Source organism: Mesorhizobium sp. BAC0120 (genome assembly GCF_033542235.1).
Lineage (GTDB): Bacteria > Pseudomonadota > Alphaproteobacteria > Rhizobiales > Rhizobiaceae > JAWRCU01.
In genome coordinates this window covers 121,062-142,101 of record NZ_JAWRCU010000002.1, presented here as the reverse complement: position 1 = coordinate 142,101, position 21,040 = coordinate 121,062, and the positions used below count along the sequence as shown (strand labels likewise).

The 21,040-nt window shown below is 58.5% G+C and carries 17 protein-coding genes; 6 read left to right on the top strand and 11 right to left on the bottom strand.

The features are described from left to right. Positions 1–19: 19 nt before the first annotated feature. From SAZ10_RS04225 to SAZ10_RS04210, 4 genes are all read left to right on the top strand, one after another. Complete coding sequence (locus tag SAZ10_RS04225) at positions 20–808, top strand: class I SAM-dependent methyltransferase (protein WP_318607929.1); 789 nt, start codon at positions 20–22, stop codon at positions 806–808. 90 nt (positions 809–898) lie between these two features. Continuing rightward, on the top strand, positions 899–1,846 hold the full coding sequence (locus tag SAZ10_RS04220; protein ID WP_318607928.1) for an NAD-dependent epimerase/dehydratase family protein: 948 nt from the start codon (positions 899–901) through the stop codon (positions 1,844–1,846). Positions 1,847–2,028: 182 nt separating this feature from the next. Further along, entirely contained in the window at positions 2,029–3,345 is a 1,317-nt protein-coding gene (locus tag SAZ10_RS04215; protein WP_318607927.1) for an O-antigen ligase family protein, read from the top strand. A gap of 143 nt (positions 3,346–3,488) precedes the next feature. After that, entirely contained in the window at positions 3,489–4,865 is a 1,377-nt protein-coding gene (locus SAZ10_RS04210; protein ID WP_318607926.1) for a hypothetical protein, read from the top strand. Between the two features lie 85 nt (positions 4,866–4,950). On the opposite strand, the gene SAZ10_RS04205 is transcribed toward SAZ10_RS04210, so the two are convergent. From SAZ10_RS04205 to SAZ10_RS04170, 8 genes are all read right to left on the bottom strand, one after another. Then, positions 4,951–5,817: a hypothetical protein gene (locus SAZ10_RS04205; protein WP_318607925.1), complete on the bottom strand. Its 867-nt coding sequence runs from the start codon at positions 5,815–5,817 to the stop codon at positions 4,951–4,953. A gap of 307 nt (positions 5,818–6,124) precedes the next feature. Next, the gene (locus SAZ10_RS04200; protein ID WP_318607924.1) at positions 6,125–7,960 is read right to left on the bottom strand and encodes a hypothetical protein; all 1,836 of its coding nucleotides are present in this window, start codon (positions 7,958–7,960) and stop codon (positions 6,125–6,127) included. A gap of 300 nt (positions 7,961–8,260) precedes the next feature. Continuing rightward, on the bottom strand, positions 8,261–8,650 hold the full coding sequence (locus SAZ10_RS04195; protein WP_318607923.1) for a GtrA family protein: 390 nt from the start codon (positions 8,648–8,650) through the stop codon (positions 8,261–8,263). Positions 8,651–8,666: 16 nt separating this feature from the next. Next, positions 8,667–9,440 (bottom strand): class I SAM-dependent methyltransferase, encoded by a 774-nt coding sequence (locus SAZ10_RS04190; RefSeq protein ID WP_318607922.1) that lies wholly within the window; start codon positions 9,438–9,440, stop codon positions 8,667–8,669. Beyond that, a complete protein-coding gene (locus SAZ10_RS04185) occupies positions 9,437–10,264 on the bottom strand; it encodes a class I SAM-dependent methyltransferase (RefSeq protein ID WP_318607920.1) in 828 nt (275 codons plus the stop codon). The genes SAZ10_RS04190 and SAZ10_RS04185 overlap by 4 nt, the downstream gene beginning before the upstream one ends. Beyond that, a complete protein-coding gene (locus SAZ10_RS04180) occupies positions 10,261–11,028 on the bottom strand; it encodes a class I SAM-dependent methyltransferase (protein ID WP_318607919.1) in 768 nt (255 codons plus the stop codon). The genes SAZ10_RS04185 and SAZ10_RS04180 overlap by 4 nt, the downstream gene beginning before the upstream one ends. 2 nt (positions 11,029–11,030) lie before the next feature. Further along, a complete protein-coding gene (gene asnB, locus SAZ10_RS04175) occupies positions 11,031–12,899 on the bottom strand; it encodes an asparagine synthase (glutamine-hydrolyzing) (RefSeq protein WP_318607918.1) in 1,869 nt (622 codons plus the stop codon). A gap of 2 nt (positions 12,900–12,901) precedes the next feature. Continuing rightward, entirely contained in the window at positions 12,902–13,909 is a 1,008-nt protein-coding gene (locus SAZ10_RS04170; protein WP_318607916.1) for a glycosyltransferase family 2 protein, read from the bottom strand. 577 nt (positions 13,910–14,486) lie between these two features. Between SAZ10_RS04170 and SAZ10_RS04165 the strand changes: the two genes are divergently transcribed. Continuing rightward, positions 14,487–16,700, top strand: coding sequence for a hypothetical protein (locus tag SAZ10_RS04165; RefSeq protein ID WP_318607915.1), 2,214 nt, complete (start codon positions 14,487–14,489; stop codon positions 16,698–16,700). Between the two features lie 125 nt (positions 16,701–16,825). Here the strand turns inward: SAZ10_RS04165 and SAZ10_RS04160 are convergent, their stop codons facing one another. Together SAZ10_RS04160 and SAZ10_RS04155 are read right to left on the bottom strand one after the other, a co-directional pair. Then, positions 16,826–18,781 carry a nucleoside-diphosphate sugar epimerase/dehydratase gene (locus SAZ10_RS04160; RefSeq protein ID WP_318607914.1) on the bottom strand — a complete coding sequence of 652 codons (1,956 nt, stop codon included), beginning with the start codon at positions 18,779–18,781 and terminating at the stop codon, positions 16,826–16,828. Between the two features lie 81 nt (positions 18,782–18,862). Beyond that, positions 18,863–19,030: a hypothetical protein gene (locus SAZ10_RS04155; RefSeq protein ID WP_318607913.1), complete on the bottom strand. Its 168-nt coding sequence runs from the start codon at positions 19,028–19,030 to the stop codon at positions 18,863–18,865. A 218-nt stretch (positions 19,031–19,248) separates the two neighbouring features. Here SAZ10_RS04155 and SAZ10_RS04150 point away from each other — a divergent pair, with 218 nt between their 5' ends. Further along, on the top strand, positions 19,249–20,163 hold the full coding sequence (locus tag SAZ10_RS04150; RefSeq protein WP_318607912.1) for an MBL fold metallo-hydrolase: 915 nt from the start codon (positions 19,249–19,251) through the stop codon (positions 20,161–20,163). Here SAZ10_RS04150 and SAZ10_RS04145 read toward each other — a convergent pair. Continuing rightward, positions 20,160–21,005, bottom strand: a complete 846-nt coding sequence (locus SAZ10_RS04145; protein ID WP_318607911.1) for a DUF1499 domain-containing protein — start codon at positions 21,003–21,005, stop codon at positions 20,160–20,162. The two genes, SAZ10_RS04150 and SAZ10_RS04145, sit on opposite strands and share 4 nt — an antisense overlap. Between the last annotated feature and the right edge of the window lie 35 nt (positions 21,006–21,040).

Genomic DNA, 21,040 nt, shown 5'->3' with positions numbered 1-21,040 from the left:
CGTGAAGAGGAAGCTTGGCATGATCGCAACCGAAGACACACGGTTCGAATTCGGACAAAACTGGTCCAACTACTCCAAAGGGATCAGCCAGACCGAGCTGGAATTTGCGCGCATCGGCGTCCAGAAGCTTTTGCCCGAAAATTTCGATCCGGCCGGCAAAAGCTTCCTGGATATCGGCAGCGGCAGCGGACTTCATGCCGTCGCGGCATCGAGGCTGGGGTTTGGCCCCATTGTCGCGGTAGACTATGATCCGAAGTCCGTTGAGACGACGAAGAGAACAGCGGCGAGTTTTGGTGCTGATATCGAAGCGTTCCGGGACGATATCCTGCACTCTGCTGTCGACCAGAAATTTGATGTCGTTTATTCCTGGGGTGTCCTCCATCACACTGGCGATCTCGACGAAGCGGTTCGGCAGGCGAAGGCTCGCGTGAAGCCGGGTGGACTATTCATAATTGCCATTTATACAAAGACACCCTTTTGCGGGATGTGGCAACATCTCAAGCGGGCTTACTGCTCGTCGGGACGACCTGTCCAAAATGTCATGGTGTATAGCTACTATGTTATACTTACAGGAGCTCGAGCCTTGAAGGGCTCGTTATTCCGCAGCTATCGCGAACAGAGAGGCATGAACCCGTTTTATGACGCGGTAGATTGGATGGGCGGATACCCCTACCAGAGTGCCACTCCCTCCGAGATCTCGCGCCTCGTCGGCCCGGAGTTTACCCTGCTTTCTTCCCTCAACACGAAAGCCGGTCTGGGCTTACTGGGTACGGGGTGCGCTGAATATACATTCAGGCTGGCTGCCTGATCGGCTAGAGCCGCATCTGTACAGTAGGCTGAGGCAGGAACTCACGGCCTAGCTTTCCAAAAAAATGCAGCGGGTTACCTAATATAATCCATGCGCATTCTTGTCACGGGATATAGCGGGTTCATCGGCGCTTCCCTTGTGCAGCTGCTGCTTGATGCCGGATATAGGCTCAACCTGGCTGGCCGAACCGTAAACGCCGAGCACAACCAGAATCGCCGGTACTTCGCAATCGGCGATATTGGACCCTCGACGGACTGGAGTCGCGCACTCGAAGACTGCCAGGCCGTCGTCCACCTGGCGGCGCAGGTTCCAGCATCAGGCGTCTCGGACGAATTGGTCCGCAAGGTGAATGACCTCGGGACCGCCCGTCTTTTGGAGCAGGCCTCCATCTCAGGCGTCAAGCGCTTCATTCTAATGTCGAGTGTCTTCGCGGTGACCGATCATTCGGTGGATACCGTGGTCGATGAACGGCTGCCCCCTGCCCCATCGAACCCTTATGGACGTTCGAAACTCGCCGCCGAGGGGCATTTGCTCACATTCAGCGGTGAAGGTCGTCGTGGAATCGCACTGAGGCCGCCGCTCGTCTACGGAGCCGCAGCGCGCGGAAACTGGCGACTGTTGCAGCGCCTGGCTGCAAGCGGAATACCGCTGCCCTTCGGCGGGGTGTGCAATCGTCGCACGCTGATCGCCGTCGATAATCTGACCGACGCCCTGCTGAAGCTGATCTCCCTACCTCACGATGCCCTGCGCCCGGGCATCTATATGATTTCAGACAGCGAATCCGTAAGCTTGGCCGAAATACTCTGCTGGCTGCGCCATGGTATGGGACTGCCGCAACGCCTGCCGCCTGTGCCGGCTGTGGTGCTGAAAGCTGCGCTCAAAGCCCTAAATAAGGAGCAGGCGGCGAAGAGCCTTCTCGGCGATCTGGAGGTGGATTCGACATTGTTTCGCAGGACGTTCGATTGGGCGCCCAAGATAGATGCGAAGGAAGCCGTCACCCGATCCGGAGCCGAATTTGTGTCGCTGGCCCGCGGGTGAGGCCAACAAACGCAGCTTGCCTCGGTTGCGTAATCGTCATGCGTTCCCCCCTCGAGAGGCGTGTCCGAGTGGCCGCCGCCGGCAGAGCCTTCCATTAGCGTTTTCGAATAGTACACAAGTTATTGAAGATCCGGCCTAGATCGGCTATCGGGCGTTGGGGCCGCCCCGGGAGGGCAAATGGCATGATCAGGGGGGAAATCTGCGCGGGGGAGCCGATGCAGGCGGAATTCGCTACAGGCCGATACAGCGGCACCGGACTATCTTTCATACCTTATGTTTTGGTTGCCCTAACGATTATCGGGTTTCAGAGCAATCTAGTGCCCTTCTTCTCTGATTCACTCAGAGCATGGCCGGCATGGCGCCCTCTCTACTATGGTTTTTGGCTTGCGGCACTCGGCGCGGCCGCAGCAGCTCTGATATGCAATCGAAAGGTTGCCATAAAAACTTTGCCTGTACTGTTGTTATGTACCGGCTCGGCTGCCCTCGTGATTCTTCACCCAATTGATTGGGTCGCAAAAAACTACCTCGTCGCCATGGGCCTCTGCGTCAGCATAACGGCGCTGGCGCTGACGATCGGAACAGATCGCGTCCTGCGCCTTGCGGCCGCAATCACAGCGTTCAACGCTTTGATGTGTCTCGTTGACATCATGCTGGATGAAGGCTTCACGAATACCGCAGGTCGTGCCGCCGGCCTGGCCCAGGGACCGAACATGGCTGCTGCCCAGTTAGTGCTTGGGGCTGTTGTCGCATGGAGGGCCGTTCCGCCCAAATGGCTGTGGCCTTTCTTGCTGTTGGTGGGGGCCGCCCTGGTGGCCACCCTATCACGCTCTTGCCTGATGGTTGGCTCCATGGCCTTAGCGGCTGCCGGCGTGACGTACTTCATCAAGCATAGACCGCGAGTTGACGCCATCAGATGGCGAGACGTAGGGGTTGGCGCGGGCCTCGTCGGGTGGGTATTGGTGGCTGTAGTGTCCAATGATCGGTTCCTGATCGCCGTTGACGCCACTTACCACAGCCTCGGACAAGCGGTTACCGCAGCGGTCCAGGGAGCCACAAGCTTCAGCGTCTTGGCAGCCCCGGGGGCGACGATAGAGCTGCCAGAGCTAGATCAGCGTGCCCTTAGCGAAGGTGAGATAAACTCCGCCGCTGCCCGGTCAGTGCTCCTCCGCAGAGCGTTGATCCGTTATGCGACGTCACCTTGGGTTGGCGTGGGGCCGAAGGAGGCCCACCGACTGGTACCTCACAATACTTACCTGTTGCTTGCCCTGGCGTTCGGTGCTCTCGGATGGCTAGTCCCCGCAGGCTTCGTTGTGATTGCGGTTATGGTGGCAATGCGGACAGGAAACTGGGAGTTTCCCCTGACCGTCGCCGCCCTGTTCGCCGTGTCGCATGACGTGCTGCTATTCCCGTCCAGCATCGTTCTGCTGGCACTGGGCTTATCTCAGCTCAGCCAACACGGCAGCGTGTGCACCACTCCACACAGTGTCCCCTTCGCCTGAGTTATCGGAATACCAGCTCAGATAGTCGGGAGAGCTTTCGCAGCCTCATCCGCGCATCTGCGTGGCAATCGCTTCGAATGAGCCGGTTGAGGTCGCTGTGTACATTAGCTAAGCTGCAGTTGTACGAGAGAGGGGGAAATCAGGTGCATGAGCCGGCTGCGGGCCGGGCGGCGATGATTGGTCCAGCATCAACGGTGCCGAACTCCGAAAGCAAAGGAAAACAAATGCAGGGGGATTTGGCTCTGGATTGCAATGCATTGCGAAACATTGCCTTCAGCTTGGCAGCCACAGCGCTTGTGGCGTTTGAGGGGAATATAGTCACGTTCTTCTCTGGAGCGCTTGCTGACCTACCAGGGTGGCGGGCCGTCTACTACGCATATTGGCTGGCGACACTTGGTGTCGCGGCCATTGTCATCGTCAACGAACGTAAGATCGTCGACGGCACATGGCCTGCCTTGGTTACATGCTTCATCTCAGCCGCATTTGTCCTGCTCCATCCGGTTGACTTCGTCGCGAAAAACTATCTGGTTGCAATGGGGCTTTGCGCCAGCCTGACGGTTTTGTCGGCGGCCTGCGGGATCACTCGCGTCCTGCGCCTTGGGGCTGCAATCACTGCATTCAGCGCCGCAATGTGCCTTGTCGACATCCTGCTTCCGCACGGTTTCACCAATTCCGTGGGCCGGGCGGCAGGCCTCGCCCAAGGCCCCAACGTAGCGGCGGCACAACTGATCCTCGGCGCCGCTGTCACGTGGCGCGCCGTACCGAAGGCATGGCGCCAGTCCTTTGTCGTTTTGGTGGCCGCGGGGGTTTTCGTGACCTTGTCACGATCCAACTTGCTTATCGCTGCGACCGTGACAATCGTGGCACTTACGCCGGCAACCATCAAATTCCTCCAAGCTTGGCCATCGGGTGACAGACTCATCCCGGACAGGCGCGCAGTAGTAGCGGGCCTTCTGGCAGTGTTTTGGATCGGCACGGCTACGGCAACCAACGATCGCTTCGTCGTTGCCGCCGACAGTGCCTATCACAGTGTCGGCGAGGCGAAACACGCCATTGTGCGGAGCCTGTCGTCAATCGATATTCTGACTGATCAGGTGAACGGCGAGGAAGCTGGATTCAGCGATGAACTCATCGAGTTGGATCAGCGCGTGCTAACGGAGGGGATGGTGGACTCCGCCTCGGCAAGGTCGCTACTGCTTCGTCGAGCTCTGATCCGATTCTTCGACGCACCATGGCTTGGGCTTGGGCTTGTGGAGGCACACGCGTTGGTGCCACACAACACCTATCTTCTCTTCGCCTTGGCGTTCGGATGGATGGGATTTCTGATTCCGCTTCTCTTCGTCGGCACTGCCGCTTTCTATGTATGGGCCAGGCGCGATACGTGGGAATTTCCGGTCGCGGCAGCCGCCCTGTTCACGATGTCGCACGACATTCTTTTGTTTCCAGCAAGTATCGCGATCTTTGCGCTCGGCTTCTGCCAATACAGTGTGCCGAACCCTCCATTTAGGCTATCAGGCTGATATTGCCGGTAAGTTTGACTGCAGTTTCCAGCTTCGCAGCTCTATGACAATCGGAGCGACAGGGGCCGGCTTCTCCTTCTCCAGCTTACCGGGCGAGACGTGCTGGCATGTACCTGAACCGGGTGCGACTGCTGCTGAGAATCGGCCCCACCGACCTCCAAAAGCGAGGCCAGCAGAGCCCTGCATCGAGCGCCGCGACCGAAACCCACAGGGCGATCACCAGCAAACGCCACTTCCAGACAATGGCTTCGGTCTCGACTCGGCGAGCAGCATCGAACTGCGCATCTGAGCCTGAGACCATCCAGCCCTGGCGATAGATCGATCGCAGCAGTGGAACCATGCTCTGAAAAGTGGGCCCGTAATAGGTATCGACCAAGCCAAGATTGTCTCGCATCTCTTTCAGGGATCGCGGGATGAACACGCCGTAGTCAGCGTCGAGGACGTGGCCGGCTGATTCGACCACCACGTGATTAGGGTGATGGACGACGACCGACCCAATGCCCTGATCGCGCAGGACCGAGTACACGATCCGGGACACTTGAGAACAATATCCATATCCACGGTGCCAAGCGAGATCGGGTGTGATGAACTCGTAATCCGCAAAGTGCTCGTAGCCGGGAAAGAATGACTTCAGCCACAACGGGTAAAGGTCGAATGGGCTCACGCCAACGAAAGATCGATCCTCGGCGGGCCAGTAGTGAACCATCCAGGCATTGACGCCGTGAACAAGCCGCTCCTGATAGTCGGGCAGAGGCTCGCCGTCACGCCTGCGAAGTTCGCCCAGCTCGACCGCTGCCGAGCGGCCAAAATATGGGAGATTCATCGCCTCATTAGGGGGAGTTGGATACGGGTTGACGACCCCGAGTTGCACTAGCAGCACAAGTACAATGAACAGCATCGTGGCCGCCGTCACCAACCCACCCACGATCTTCAAAAATGTACCGACGAACACCTGCTAGAAACTCAATCTGGTCGCCCCATATAGTCGCAGATCTAGGCCTGAGCGTCAAAGAGCGACGACACAGATATCGGCACCCTGACTGCGCTAGGTGGGAGAGAGGGGAAATACTACGTAACGCAAAGAGTCAGCTCGTCGAAGGCGTTTTGCTCGTGCTGTATTGCAGCATAGCCGTTCACGGCTCCCGTCAGCCAGACAGACGTGTGCCGCATGCCTGCCCACTTTCGGTCGATCGGTCATCACCGTTTCCGGCCGACTCTTGCGTTGCGTGTTCTTGCACGTCCCAGGCGATATCCGCATATCATCGATATCTGTTAGCGCTGCAAGAGCGATTAGCCTGACCTCGCGCTAGAAGCGCCCTTACTGATAAGGCGAATACAACCAAAAGCGGCGCTATCGTAAACAACACGTATCTGACTTCCAAGTGTATTGCTGCATATGCAATTGACGGTCCTATACAGATGAAAAGGAGCGAAGCGACGATCGCAAGCTCGCGTTGGGACTCTTGAAAAAGAAGTGCAAAAACCGATAGAAAAATCGGGAACAATGTCACGCAAGAGAAAAATAGGACAGTGACGAATATGTTGTACGGCATACCCAATGCGTCCTGCGGCAGCATCACATTCACTAACACTGGAAGTCTACCTAACGTTTTCTCCATCATGATCTTTGTATTATTGTACCATTCGTATAGGTAACGGCTTCGGGCCAGATTGGCAATCTGGACCGTCGTCATATTATGGTTTGCTACCAACTCCGAATAAATACGCTTGGTGTCTGACCAACCATCAGATTGGACCCGCGCCCTGGCAACCCGATCCAGCAACGTATCTTGCGTGAAAATCGCCTGGCTCTGTTGGTCGGCCTCTACGAGTGGCAACAAAAGGGCTGTACCGCTCCCCGACGTGAAGACGATCTGGCCGGTGCGGCCATAGTTCCATGCGAACACAGCTAGGATTGCGAAGACCATCGGCATGTAAGCTAGTGTCAAGTGCGGCACTATCCTCACGAAGGCCTTGCGCCCGACTGCGCACAGAAGGAGAGGCACAGTGCAAACAACAATCAGTGCATTCATTTCGCGAAGCAGCGACAGACCGGCAAACGCCAGGCCAATCAGTGCGCACTCAATGTATCTAAGGTCTCTTTTCTCGATCGCGAGCAAGGCGAGTTGAGATATGACTATCGTGGAAATGGATATGGTCAAGCTATCTGACAGCAACGCCCTGTCCCACTTCTCTCGCAGAGCGATTGCCCAAACTGCTGTCAATGCCAGGGCCAGTATGCGATTTTTACCAACTCGGGCCACTGACCGGTACAGGATGAACCCCGCAAGGACTGAGATTGCCATCTGGAAACCGTACAGGGCGGGCTTCCAGTGATCTCCAGCAACCAGCTTTAAGAGAGCGATCACGATCGGGTAACCGGGGACCCGGAACAGCGTCGGGTCGGTACCAGGACCCACGGAGGCGAATGTCCAAGCCTCACCTGAAATAAAAGCATCTGCCGCAGCTACATAGAGTCCGGTATCCGGGTATTCATGGGTTCCATCTTGGATAAGTGACCAGGTTTGCAGAGCGCAGAGCGCCGCGAACACAAGCGTGTTTGATATGCGCACATCTCGAAAAATCCGTTGCGCAAGTGCCACTTCAGGTATGTCGCTAATTCGTCTATGCGCAATGACAAGCACAGCAAGCAACAGCAGCGGAAGAAATGTAATTGACGCGATAGCTGGCCGACTCTGTAATGAGTAGTTTCGCCTGTTGGTGCGCGGATCACTGTTGTCGCTCGTCGAAAAGAGAAGTCCACCGTTCCAGTGTGAGAAGCGCCCGCCACCTTTCTCGGCAATCTCTTGATGGCCCGAATGGGGAGGCCCCAGTGCGTGCTTGTTTTCAAGTAGGATCGAGCTCGAGATGGATGGGTTGTCCATAGAGTCGGATGGATAGAGGACTTCGGCGCCCCACGAGGTAGGCAAAACGAGCAGGTACGAATAGCCCTTCGCCGGCCGCATCAGGCTCGGGTCAAGCGGGTCGTTCTTCGTAAAAGCGTCAAGCTGACGAGCAACAAGAAGTCCAAGCAGGACAAGAACGACAGCGCGGATGGCAAATTCAAGGATTTTAGTAGGAACTGATTTTCTCATAGCTGATCGCAAGACGCGGTAATTATTGAAGGGTCGACCAACTGGATCACCAAGTCCTTAGCAACAGCCGATAATAACGCTTAACATTAATGGATCCCCGTTTGTCAGAAACCTTTCAGCTTCTCCCCCCTGTAATACTTTGCCCGCTCCACCAGCACGACCTGGTCAAACCCGCCGCCCTTGGCCCAAGCCTTGGCAGAATGATTCAATCGGATTGCAACTCACTCGCTTAGTCTACGTCTAGATGTTCGGTGGCCCGTTATCAGGCTGTCCTGACCCAATGTAGATAGCAAATGTAATTCAACGGTCCCTGTAAACCCAAAGACCTTGGACAACAAAGCTCACGCCAATAATTAGGACGGCCAATGCTCCCTGAACGACGACAAAGCTAACATTGAACACTTTCGGAACCGACGCAGTTGCCGCAACATTGATGCAGAACATGAGGCCCGCGAGGATCATATATCGCGCTCCGGCCGATTTATGAGGGCGGTCCGTCTGATAGGTCCATGCGTAGTGCGCCCAATAATTGAAAGCCACTGCCAAGACATACGCAACGGCCGCGCCCAGTGCCGGTTTACCTGTCCCCTGGGCAATAACCGCGAGAACAAGCGCGTAGATCGTGGCCGTCAGCAGGCCTACAGTTACAAACCGCAGGAAAGTTTCGGCCTGTTTTCGGATCACACCCATCAGCAGATCCAACGCCCTAAGTTGGGGTCTCTGTTCGCCGCCACTCCGCTAAGAAAACTGCGAAGGGCGCGCGGCCCGGAAGCTTGTTGTAGAGACTTTCAGCGGCGAATAGGGGCGGTGCAATCCGCGGCTTGAGCTTGAGCGGCACCCGCGTGACCAGGCTGTTCAAGATGAGGTAGAACGCGGGACCGCCGACATGGAGCACCCGCTCCGGCACGAAATAGGGCGCGGCCTGCCTGGAAAGCTCGTCGTGCACGAGGGCTGCTTCCGTCTCTGCCTCGAACCAGCGATCCTTCTTGTACCAGATGCGCCTGACTGCGCTGAGGAAGAAGTCCTCGCTTGGCTCCATCATGAGGAAGCGGCCACCCGGCCGAAGCATGCGCGCCACATTTTTGAGCGTCGTATCCAAATCGGCCACGCAGTGATGTAGGCCACCGATGATCAACGCAGCGTCATGGATTTCGGCCGGCTCCACTTCTCTCGTGAGGTCGATCTGGTGCGCCACGCTCCCTGTGCGGAGCCGGTAGTCACGGCAGGCGGACTCGGAAATATCATAGCCCGTGGTCCGAACCGATGGGAAATAATGCCGAAGCGCGAGCGAGTTGTGGCCGCTGCCGCAGGCCAGATCCGCTACCGAGGCGCCGTCGAGCTTCAGTCCGGCAAAGAGCGGCCGGTAGATGAACCGATGGCGATAGGCCATGGAGGATTGGTCGTAATAGTGAGCCTCGTAGGCGTCGTGAATCGCCTCGTAGTGCGCCTCCTGCGCATTGGGGAGGTCGTGGGCCGTCATTGCGTGGCACCCCTGTTCTCCAATGGACGACGCCCGAGCACCGTCCAGCTGTAGCCGTGCCGGTGATGAAGCCTCACGTCCGTGAATCCGGCTTCCTCCAATAGCCGTAACGCCTCGTCGCGCCGATAGTATTTGGCGTAGCTCGGCTTCAGTTGGTCATAGATCACGAGATAGCGCTTCTCCGCAGAGAAGCGGCCAATCACCTCGGTCATGTAGCCGCGGAGCGGCAGCGGAAAATGGCGCGCGAGCCAGATATAAACGGCGAGCATCGCGTTGAGGAAGTGGCACAGGGGCGCAAGAATGGAATGTGGAAGCTTCGTGGTCAGCTTGCGGATCGGCAGCACCAGGCCAAGATAGGCAGCGTTGCCTTCCCACCCATAAAGCCACGCCAGCATCCAGCCGCCTGGCTTCAGGGCATTATATGCGGCGGCGACCACCGGCTTCGGATCGGGGATATGGTGTAGCACGCCGATTGAGACGATCGCGTCCTGCTGCGGTTCCGGCGGCAGTTGGTCGCCGCGGCATTCGAGGTAGGTTATCCGTGCCGCGTCGCGCTCCGTGTTGCGCTTGAGGACGCTCATCGCCCGCGAGGGTTCGACAGCCGTAACATGCGCTACACCCGCCGCGAGCAGCATGCCCACGATGCGCCCGGTTCCGCTGCCGATCTCGGCTACCCGTTTCCCGCGCAACGCCTCGGGCGCCATGAGGGGCCCGAAGATATCGGTCAGAAGCTCCGGCGAGGCGTAATAGCCGTCGTTATCGGTATAACGAGTCCACTGGTCGCCGAAATCATCGATCGTGCGTTCGGTGAGGCTGCCCGTCATGGCGTGGTCCTGCTTTCCGTTTGATCCATTCCCCCGGGCCGCCGCGCAAGGGCGAGAATGGAGACGCCGAATGGCGGGTTGAGATAGGGGGCCGTGCTTACGTCGAGCCTGAAAATAAGCCCAAGTGCTCGGTTGAGGAGCGGACCGTTTACCTCGTTCTCGCTGTTCAGCTGAATGCCGAAGAGCTTTATCAGCCGACGGGCCAAATATATCGGCGTGAACAGAAGATAGTTGAAGTGGAATTTTTTCTCCACGTGGAGACCAGCCCGGTCGAGCAGCCGAAGGAAAGGTGCCATCCGGTAACGGCGGTAATGGTGCGACCGTTCGTCCTGCAATCCCCAAAGGCTCGGAAAGGCGGGAACCGTGATTAGCGCGAGGCCGCCCGGGCGCAGAACCCTGGAGATCTCCGAAAGCGCCTTGTGATCGTCCTCGACATGCTCCGCGACATCGGTCGCCAGCACCAGGTCCACCGACCCGTCCGGCAAAGGCAACGCCCTTATGTCGCCCTCGCGGACCATACCCAGTCCCTTTTCGGCACACCAATGCGCCGCCTCCGCGCTCGGGTCGATGCCAGTGACGTGAGTAAAGCCCATATCGCGCAACAACCTGAGATTGGCGCCGGTGCCTGTGCCTATGTCGACGACCGCCGCGTTTGCAGGAATGCCTGCCTGCGTTATGAGCCTGGCAAAAAGCCGGCGCCGGCCGACGAACCACCAATGGCTGGCCTCGATCTTTGCCTCGGCTGCGTAAGCGGCACGATCCATGTTCAGGCTGCCGCCGCCGGCCCGTGCAGCGCCTGCTGCAAACTGAGCCAGGTCCATAGAAAGAGCCGGTTGTCGGCGCGGTCGGCGCGATGATCCTTCCAGGCCCGCTCCACCCAGCCAAGCCGTGTGCCCGGCACAGGCTGCAGCGGCGGTGTCTCGGGCACGCTGCGCATCCATTCCGCCAGCGGAATGCCGAAGCCTTTCTTCCTGCGATGGACGATCGAGCGCGGGAGCAGCGGCTCCAGCGCCTTCTTCAGCAGATATTTTCGCTGCCCATTGCGGTATTTGAACCGGTTGGGCAAACGGCGGCAGAACTCGACAACGTCATTGTCCAGGAACACCGCGCGGGTTTCCAAAGAGGACATCATCGCAGCACGGTCGACCTTGGCCAGGATATCGTCCTGCAGATAAAAAACTGTGAAAAACTGCAGAAGGCGATCCACACGATTCTTGGCCGGTCCGGTCTCCCAGAGCTCGATCGCTTCGCTGAAGAGTTCCTCCGGGCGCATCGGCTCTTCGAATAAATGTTTTGCGCTTTTCGGGTCGAGCGGCGCCATCCAGGCCGGGGCCCAAGCGGATTCGGGCTGGGACAACCCCATCAGCGTGCGGCGTATCTTGAAATCGAGGCTCATGTTGCGCGATGAGCGCGGCAGGTAATCGGCGCAGATCCGTAGAATGTCGTGCAGCGGCGCCGGCACGAAGGAGCTGTAAAAGGCCGCCGGACGGAGCGCCTTGAATGGATCGTAGCCTGCGAGGAGCTCATCGCCCCCGTCACCTGATAGTGCGACCGTCACCTGCTCGCGCGCGAAGGCACTCAACAGATGGGTCGGCACGATCGAGGGATCCCCAAGCGGCTCATCCAGCCGCCTGAGCACTTCAGGAATGAGGTCGCGCGCCTTCGCAAGGTCGAGAATCCGTTCATTGTGACGCGACCCGACGTGCTCGGCCACCGCGCGTGCAAAGCCGGATTCGTCATACGACGGCTCGGTAAAGCCGATCGTGAAGCTGCTGACGCTGCCGGCAGGAATATGCTTTGCCGCCGCAAGGAGGATGGTGCTGGAATCGAGGCCACCGCTCAGGAACAGCCCTATCGGCACATCGCTGACGAGCCGCCGTCCGGTGGCCTGCACGAGAAGGTGACGCAGTTCCTCCGCCAGATCCTCTTCGGTCCGGGAGGCCAGATCTTCGTCCGGTTGAAGCTCGAAGCGCCAATAGGCCTGGACCCGCACTTCCAGCGTATCAAGATCGACGGTCATAAAATGACCGCCGGGCAGCTTGGCCGTGTTCTCGTAGAGCGCATGCGGCGCGGGCAAATAGCCATAGGCGAACAGCTTGCTGAGCGCGAGCTGTGACGGCGTGGGCGCGACCCGGCGATGGCGGGTTAGCGCATTGAGCTCGCTTGCAAAGGCGAAAACGCCTTGCAGCCGGGCATAATAAAGCGGCTTCTCGCCGAAGCGATCACGAGCAAGGTAGAGCTGCCGGCGCTCGAGATCGAGCACGACGAAGGCGAACATGCCATTTAGCCGCTCCGCGAGGCCAGCGCCCCATTCCACGTAGCCGTGGACCAGGACTTCGGTATCCGAATGGCTTGTCGCGAAGACGTGCCCCGCCCGTGTCAACTCCGTGCGCAGTTCCTCGTGATTGTAGATCTCGCCATTGTAGATCACACAGACCGTACGGGCCGCGTTCCACATTGGCTGCACGCCGCCGGCAAGATCGCGGATCGCCAAGCGTCGGTGGCCAAGGAAAACTGCGCGATCCGTGTCGACATGAACTCCTTCGCCGTCAGGCCCCCTATGGGCAAGCGCGCGCGTCATCGCCAGGAGATCGCTTTCGTCTCCCTTCCCGATAAAGCCGGCGATCCCGCACATCGCTATCGCTCTCCAAAATTGATGGTCTCGCGGACACTATAGACCCTGCGGTCTCGCGCTTCGAAATAGGTGCGTACCACGATCTCTGCGACCAAACCCATCAATACGCATTGCACACTGACCAGGAATGTCATGGCTGAGAATAGCGGAAGCGGAGTTTGGATCATGGAGATGCCATCGAACAACTTCAGCCAGATCATCAGCAGGCCCGAAACGATCGAGAGAATGAGGGACAGCAGGCCGAAGCCGCCGAACACATAGATCGGCTTGGCCAGGTAGCGGTCGAGAAACTTTACTACGACAAGGTCGAGTATCACCTTCGCGATGCGCTCCAGCCCGTATTTCGATCGGCCGAACTTTCGCGCATGATGCCGCACCGGCAATTCGCACACACGTGCGCCCATCCATGAGGCATAGATGGGGATGAACCGGTGCATCTCGCCATAGAGGCGAACATCCTTGACCACATCGTGCCGATAGGCTTTCAGCGTGCAGCCATAATCGTGCAGCCGAACGCCAGAGATCCGGGAGATAACCTTATTCGCGACGCGGCTTACAAAATTGCGCCGCACAGGGGCATCCTGCCGGTCCTTTCTCCAGCCTGAAACGACATCGAATCCTTCCTCCATCTTGGAAAGAAGGGTTGGGATGTCTTCGGGGTCGTTCTGCAGGTCAGCGTCGATCGAAACAATGATCTCGCCTTCGGCATGGTCGATCCCCGCCATCATAGCCGCCGTCTGCCCGAAATTCCTGCGGAAGCTGACCACCTTCAGCTCTTTGCGTTGAGCAGCAACTTTTCGCAGGGCAGTCAACGAGGCATCGGAACTGCCGTCATTGATACATATTATCTCGAATGTCTTCCCCATGCGATCGAGGACGCCAAACAGCTTTTCGCACAGGATCGGAATGCTTTCCTCTTCATTGTAGATCGGAACAATAACGGAAAGAAAAAGGGCTTCCCGCCGATACTTGGTGGTCGATATGGAACCGAACTCCCAGACTTGGTTCACTTCCTTCCCCTCCCAATTCACGGTCCATGATCCTTGCTTCGGTCCGTCACAGGGAAGCTGCAGAATGGACGCGCGAACCTATCCCACGAAGTTATTTTGGTGTCCCCAAGCAGCGTGTCATAGGCGGCCTTCCGCGACGAAGCTGCAATCAAGTTTGGATCGTCCCATCCGCATACGCAAACGTTCTATCCATTCTGGCATTTCGACATGATTTTGTGCCGGGGGCCGACTTCCTTGCTTCCAGCTTGACCGCAGTAGTGAGCTTGATCTGAGATAGTTCGCTCGATAGCTCACGTCCTACAGCACCTACCGTTGGCACATAAAATTCCCATGCTGGTTTGTCCAGCCAAGATTCCGCTCGATGCTGCCCGCCGCTTCTAACGCCGGTTGAGAACTCAAAGATTGCCCCGGACAAACTAGCCGCAGGTAGGCCGAGCAGCTCGCGGATTTCTCCGGTCATTTGTTGCAAAAGTCACTGGAACAAGAATGGCGATCATTGTGAACTATGCAGCTCGTCGTGTATTGGCGCATGGGCCCGCGGCCTATCCATTTGCGCTTTCCCTACGAGTGGAATCCGATGCACCAGCCCTCGACCTGTTCCTGCCCGATTCCGAGTCGAGGTGAAAACCTCTTCAAGCGCGTAATTATAGGCCTCGCGATTGCAGGGACTATCATCGCGCTTATCATGATAGCATTGCAGGCTTTCGGTTTGAGCCGCCGAACAATTACCATTGATCCCACCCTCATCAGCCCTTTGGGCGGCTTTGGATACGTGTACCCAATTTCGGGGGCTCCGCCGATAGCTGGAATGAATCTGCGCAGTGACAAAGCAGGGTCCCACGCCTCAGACCTTGTTTTGAAGGAGAACGGAACAGCCTTAACAGACCCACATAGCCAACACTCAGAGATAGTGTCGGAGGGCAACGGTCGCTATTCCCATTGGGGTGCAACCCTCTATTTTTCCACCTCTGACAGAACAGACCCTCGTAGCAACGGAAGGACGTATCAGGCAGAATACAGCTTCGCGCCTCCCGCCTGGCTTATTTTGGCCGTTTTGGCCCTCGACGCTGTCGCAGTTCGCCTGTGGCTGCCAAGCATCAGCATTCGGCCAATTGATAAACTGATCCTCAGCCGGGCTGATACATTGCCATTGACCCTTCTGGGTGCCGTCGCCAGCTTTGAAGTGCTGCTGCTGCTCGCTGCAAATAGTTCACCTACAATTATCCAGAATACCGATGCCGGAACCATCTCAGGATGGGTCGCAGGCGAGCTCCATCCGGACCGCCTTGCCAGCGATTTTGTCGTCTCCGATCCCAGCACCAGTCGTTTTTACATCTCAGCGTTCGTGCCAGTCGTAAAATCGCTTGCTTCCTACACAGACGACATCGGACTAGCTTATCTATTTATGTATATACCGATCGTATTGATTGAATTGTTTGGGTATTATCTTCTCGGATTGAGAATCACTGGAAACAGGCTCTGGTCCTCCGTTTTAGCACTGATGACCATCGTTCCAGTGTGGAATTTGGGTCGAAGTGATCTGTTCGGACTTTACTGGATTCCTCTCGTTCGGAATGCTTACGACGGTCTATTGCCGTTTCTCATAATCGCCTTTCTCTCATTTGGCGCGCGGCTGGCTGCTCTTCCCGTCTTGTTCGCACTGTGCGGGCTGACGATTTATGTCCACCCCGTCAGCGCCCCAGTGGGCGCTGCAGGCTTGTGGCTAGGAAGCTTCGCGCTCGCAGGTCCACGTACAAGCTTTGGACGCAACTTTGCGGTCCTCATTGCGGCCGGGTTGGTGTTCGTTTTGATGGCAACTCCATTCGCTATTAGTTTCTTTTCGTCCTTCTCGGGAGGCGAAGTGGTTAACTCACCGAATGTAACCGAACTCCAGGCAGACGCACTGAAGGACTTCCAGAAGTCACTTGCTCCCGGCCAATATGACGCTTGGCTCGCTGTCAGAGAATTTCTTGGAGATACCGGAGTTACGGCATGGCCCATATGGGTAACCGGACTCGCGGGGCTAATATTTGTGCCGTTCGTACAATCGAAATTTCGTCGCACGTGTCATTTCTTCCTACTTTTCCTATTGGGCTGCCTGGGAGCTTCAGTTGGACTTTCCTGGGTCGACCAGGCCATCGCCCATTGGCTGGGCAGAACCCCATTTCAACTCGATCTTATACGTGGGATGCGCCTGATCGTAATGCCGGTGCTTGTCGGCTTTGTGCTCCTCTTGACACTCGTCGAAACGAGGTTTTTTGCCGCTGGCCGCCTTGCGCCGCTACGTCCAGCGATTCCTGCTGCAGCAATCTTGCTGGTGGCATATTGGTGGGGACTCTTTCCCAATTGGATATCAGATCGCATCGGCATCAGCTCGATAACAAATGATGTCAAATCCCAGGATCCAGATGCTTCGGCGCTAATCAGCTATCTTCGCGGCCGTCCGAGCAATGGGACGGTGCTGCCAATCGGCAGACAAGTTGTGGGACAGGCGGTGCGCTATGCCGGACTGCAGCCGCTCGCTTTTTTGAAGATCGACGCCAATTCACTGTTTTACAGCGGAAGCGACAAATGGATCAAATGGGCAGAGCTGAACAAATTGAACCGTGCTATGCTTGATCCTAACAATCGCAACGGAGCGGATTCGTTCGATCTGCTTGCGGCTCGTTCTGGCGCCCGCTACGTCGTGCTTGAGAAGGGGGCTGTCTCACCCACGGTGGAGACACATATCCTGGCGAAAGGAAAAATGATCAACCAGTTCGGGCACTGGTCGCTGGTCGAGCTGAATTGAAAAGCAGGACCGATGAGACTTAACTGTGGATCAAGTCAGTTGCGTCGGCAGCCGAACGCTCGGTCGAGTTGTCGAATGGAGATATAGCCACTCGACATTCGCGGTCAGAGTCGAGCACTTCCTACTCAGACCTGCTGGCTAAAAGAGCCCGGATTTGGAGCAGAGTCCGGAACCGGCCGCGTGTCCTTGCGATATTCCGGTACGATGTGCGCCAGGAATTCAAGCGCACGCTCGGCATCTTCCTGCGCCACAGCCGACTCAAGGCTGGCCAACGCCCGCGCCAGCAGCGCCTTGTCGATGATGCGCGGCGAGGCGATCATATACCCATCCACGGTGACCTCGTTCTGCACCTCGGACGGATCGAACAGTTCCTCGTACAGCTTTTCGCCGGGGCGCAGGCCGGTGAAGACGATGTCGATATCCGCATAGGGCTTGAGGCCCGCGAGCTGGATCATGCGCTCGGCGAGCTGGACGATACGCACCGGCTCGCCCATGTCGAGCACCATGATCTTGCCGCGTTCGTTGCGGCGGCGCAGCGCGTGGGCGGAGGCGTGCAGCACCAGCCGCACCGCCTCGGGGATGGTCATGAAGTAGCGCACGACCTCGGGGTGCGTGACCGTCAGCGGGCCGCCGCTTGCGATCTGCTCCTGGAAGCGGGGCACCACCGAGCCGTTCGAGCCAAGCACGTTGCCGAAGCGCACGGTTTTGTAGCGTGTCTTCTCGGAGGAAATGTCGAGGGCCTGGCAATAGGCCTCGGCGGCACGCTTGGTAGCTCCCATCACATTGGTCGGGTTGACTGCCTTGTCGGTGGAAATCATCACGCAGGCCGCAGCACCGGCGGCAAGCGCGGCATCGGCGACGTTCCTCGTGCCGAACAGGTTCGTCTTGATCGCCTCGAGCGGGTTAGCCTCCACCAGCGGCACATGCTTCAAGGCAGCGGCGTGGAAGATGGCCTCCGGGCTGAACCTCTGGAACACCTCGCGCACGCGCGCGCCATCGCGAACATCGACGATCTGCGTCTCGATGCGCAAGCCGTTGAACTTCTCGCGCAGCTCGATGTCGAGCGAATAAAGGTGGAACTCCGAACTGTCGGTGATGATCAGCCGGCGCGGCGACAGCAGCGCGATCTGCCGGCACAGCTCGGAGCCGATCGAGCCGCCGGCGCCCGTCACCAGCACGGTCCGCCCATTGATCAGGCTGGCTATTCCGGGAAGATCCGTCGCAACCTCCGGCCTGCCAAGCAGGTCGCCGAGCTCGATCGCTTTCGGCTCAAGCAGCGAATTGCTGGTGAGCTGCGATGTTTCGGCCAAATCCGGCAGGCGCGATGCCTTGATACCGAGGCTGGTCGCCAACTCGACGATCTGGCCGAGCCGCTGGCGGCTGGGCGAAGCCTCTGTGATGACAAGCTCCGCAACTCTTATCCCCTTGCGCCCGAGCTTGCCGACCACTTCTTCCAGATCCGATAGCGCGCCGTAAACCCTGACGCCCTGCACCGAGCGGGCGTGCCGTTGCGGCGCCTCATCGAGAATGCCGACGACGCGGATTCCGGCAAGGGAACCGCGGCGGGTCAACCGGATGAAGCTTTCGGCACTGTCGTTGAGACCAAGCAGCAGGACATGGCGCAGAGCGCTGGCCGGCACCTTCAGCGTCGAGATCGGCAAAATGCCGCCCTCGAGGAAAAGCCGGTAGCCGAGACGAGGTCCAGCCAGCCCCGCTATGAGATAGAAAGTTGCAAGCACCGGCACCTGCCGTGGAAAGTTGAAGCCTCGGGAAACCAGAAACGACCCGAACGTGTAAAGGATCGAGGTGACGAGCGAGGCTTTGACGATGGTCAGGAATTCGGGGATCGACACATAGCGCCAGGAGCCGCGCTGCAACGAGAAGACGAAGAAGAAAATAACGGCGGCTGCCGCGACGAAGATCAGCGTTTTGTGATAGACGGTCACGTCCGTGGAGGCGGCCGTCCAGCCGATTGCCGTGACATAGGCGACGAAGAAGGCCGCGGCGGCAATGACCATGTCATGGAGGATGCCGAGGTGGCGAAGGAGTCCGCTCGACCTCGCCTTCTCAAACAAATCCATAACAATTCCCCTCTTGAGGCCATCCTCCTTAGCCGGATCGCCTTCAAACTGCTAGCGTATCTCTAAGCCGATGAAATAAATTCAGTTTTCCGCCTGAAAGAATATTTGCGCTGCGGCCAGTCTCCTTGGCGAAAGCCAGGGCAGCAACGAGCCGCCGACAGCCGGGAAGAACCGCAGGGCCAGGCGCGCAGCGCCGCCTTCCGGAATTGCGATCGAAACCAGCGGACGCGCTGCGACATTGGATGCCATGAAAATCCTCGATTTTATTCACGAGCCTGCCGGCTCAGGATCATCGATTTCGGTATATGGGCTTCCATGCTAAGCGGCAACTCGTTTGGGAAGCTGCCGGGGAAGTGCCGGGAACAGTTGGTTTTTCCGCGACACCCACCTTGCAACTGCTCGGCCTTTCCGTGCGAGAAGGCAGACTGTCCCGGCGTAGTGCTGGTTTGCAGAGTGGATGAGGCGAGATGAAAGATGCGCTCGAATTGAACCTCAGCTTCGAGCCGGCCTATGGCTCGGCGGTCGAAATCGCGCCGGGGGTGCGGCGGCTGACTGCCAACAATCCAAGCCCGTTCACCTTTCATGGCACCAACAGCTACATCGTCGGTCGCGACAGGCTGGCAGTCATCGATCCCGGGCCGGATGACGAGACGCATCTTGCCGCCCTGATGAAGGCGATCGACGGGCGTCCCGTCAGCCATATCTTCATCACGCACACGCATCGCGACCACTCGCCGCTTGCCGACAAGCTGAAGACGTTCACCGGAGCACCTACGGTGGCCGAAGGCCCGCACCGTCCCGCCCGGGCTATGAGGAGCGGCGAGATCGACCGGCTCGATGCAAGCGGCGACCTCGATTTTCGGCCCGATATCAGGCTCGCCGACGGGGAGACGGTCGAGGGCGACGGGTGGCGGCTCAAGGCTATCCTTACGCCCGGCCACGCCGCCAACCATGCCGCCTTCGCGCTGGAAGGAACAGGTATCCTGTTTTCCGGCGACCATGTGATGGGCTGGTCGACCACCATCGTCGCACCTCCAGACGGTGCCATGGCCGACTACATGAGCTCGCTCGACAAGCTTCTCAAACGGCGCGACAGTATCTACTTTCCCGGCCATGGCGGGCCGGTGGAGAAACCCGCCAAGTTCGTGCGCGGGCTCAAGGCCCACCGCAAGATGCGCGAACGCGCGATCCTCGGGCGCGTCGCAGCCGGCGACCGCACGATCACAGAGATGGTGAGCAATATCTATCGGGACACCGATCACAGGCTGCACGGCGCAGCCGGTCTTTCGGTGCTCGCCCATCTCGAGGACCTCTGGGAACGAGGTGTGATCGCGGCCGAGGGCGAGCCGTCTCTCGAAGCGACCTATGCGCTTCGAGCCTAATCAGCTGGCGGCGCCGACGGCACTGGCACTTCCGAAGGAGCCGGCGGCGGCTCTTCCGCTGCCCGCACGCCGGCCGCACCAGCGACCGCGGCGTCGAGCGCGACCAGAAAATCATTGATCCTGGCGGCATTGTCGCCGAGATCGTGGCGGCCGTAGCGCGAGGCCGACCGCATATCCACGTAAGAGGTGTCGCCCTCGTCGGTTATCCTGATCGAGACGTCGACTGGAAAAGCCAGGTACGCAGTCTTGGCCAGCGCCTCCATGTAGCTATCACCACCCGCCAGCGCCGGTGTCGGCGGTTGGATGAACTTCCAGCCATTGGCGAGCACAAGATCGGCAGCGAGCTGCTGCACACGGTCTGCCGAAAGCGGATAGCGGCGGCCGGTGATGTCGGGATAGGCCTCCGACTGCATCTCCCCCTGCTCTGCCGAGATCGGCGCGACCGGATTCATGTCCGCCGTGCGCGATTTCTCCGCGGCATCGAGCGGCGGCGGATCGGCGATATCTGTCGAGATGTCGGAGAGCTGTGGATAGGCATAGACGCGCCAGGCCGATACCATGAACGGCGCGAGAACCACGAGCGCGATGAGCACGGCCCAGGCCGAGCTGATGCCGCCCCGCTCACCATAGGTCCACAGGCGGTAAAAGCCGGCAGCCGCCAGCAGCAATGCCGCAATCGCCAGTGTGCCGATCAGGCCGAGCAGCCAGAAGAAGCCTATGGTTTCAATGAGCCCTAACCGATGGCCGAGGCCGGATACGACGAACAGCACTGCAGAAAACCGCGCCAGCCGGCCCGCCCAAACCGCCGACCGCGACGAGCGCCTTTCAGCCAGGACTACCATCTATCGCGGCACCTCGAAAATGAGCGAAGCGGTTT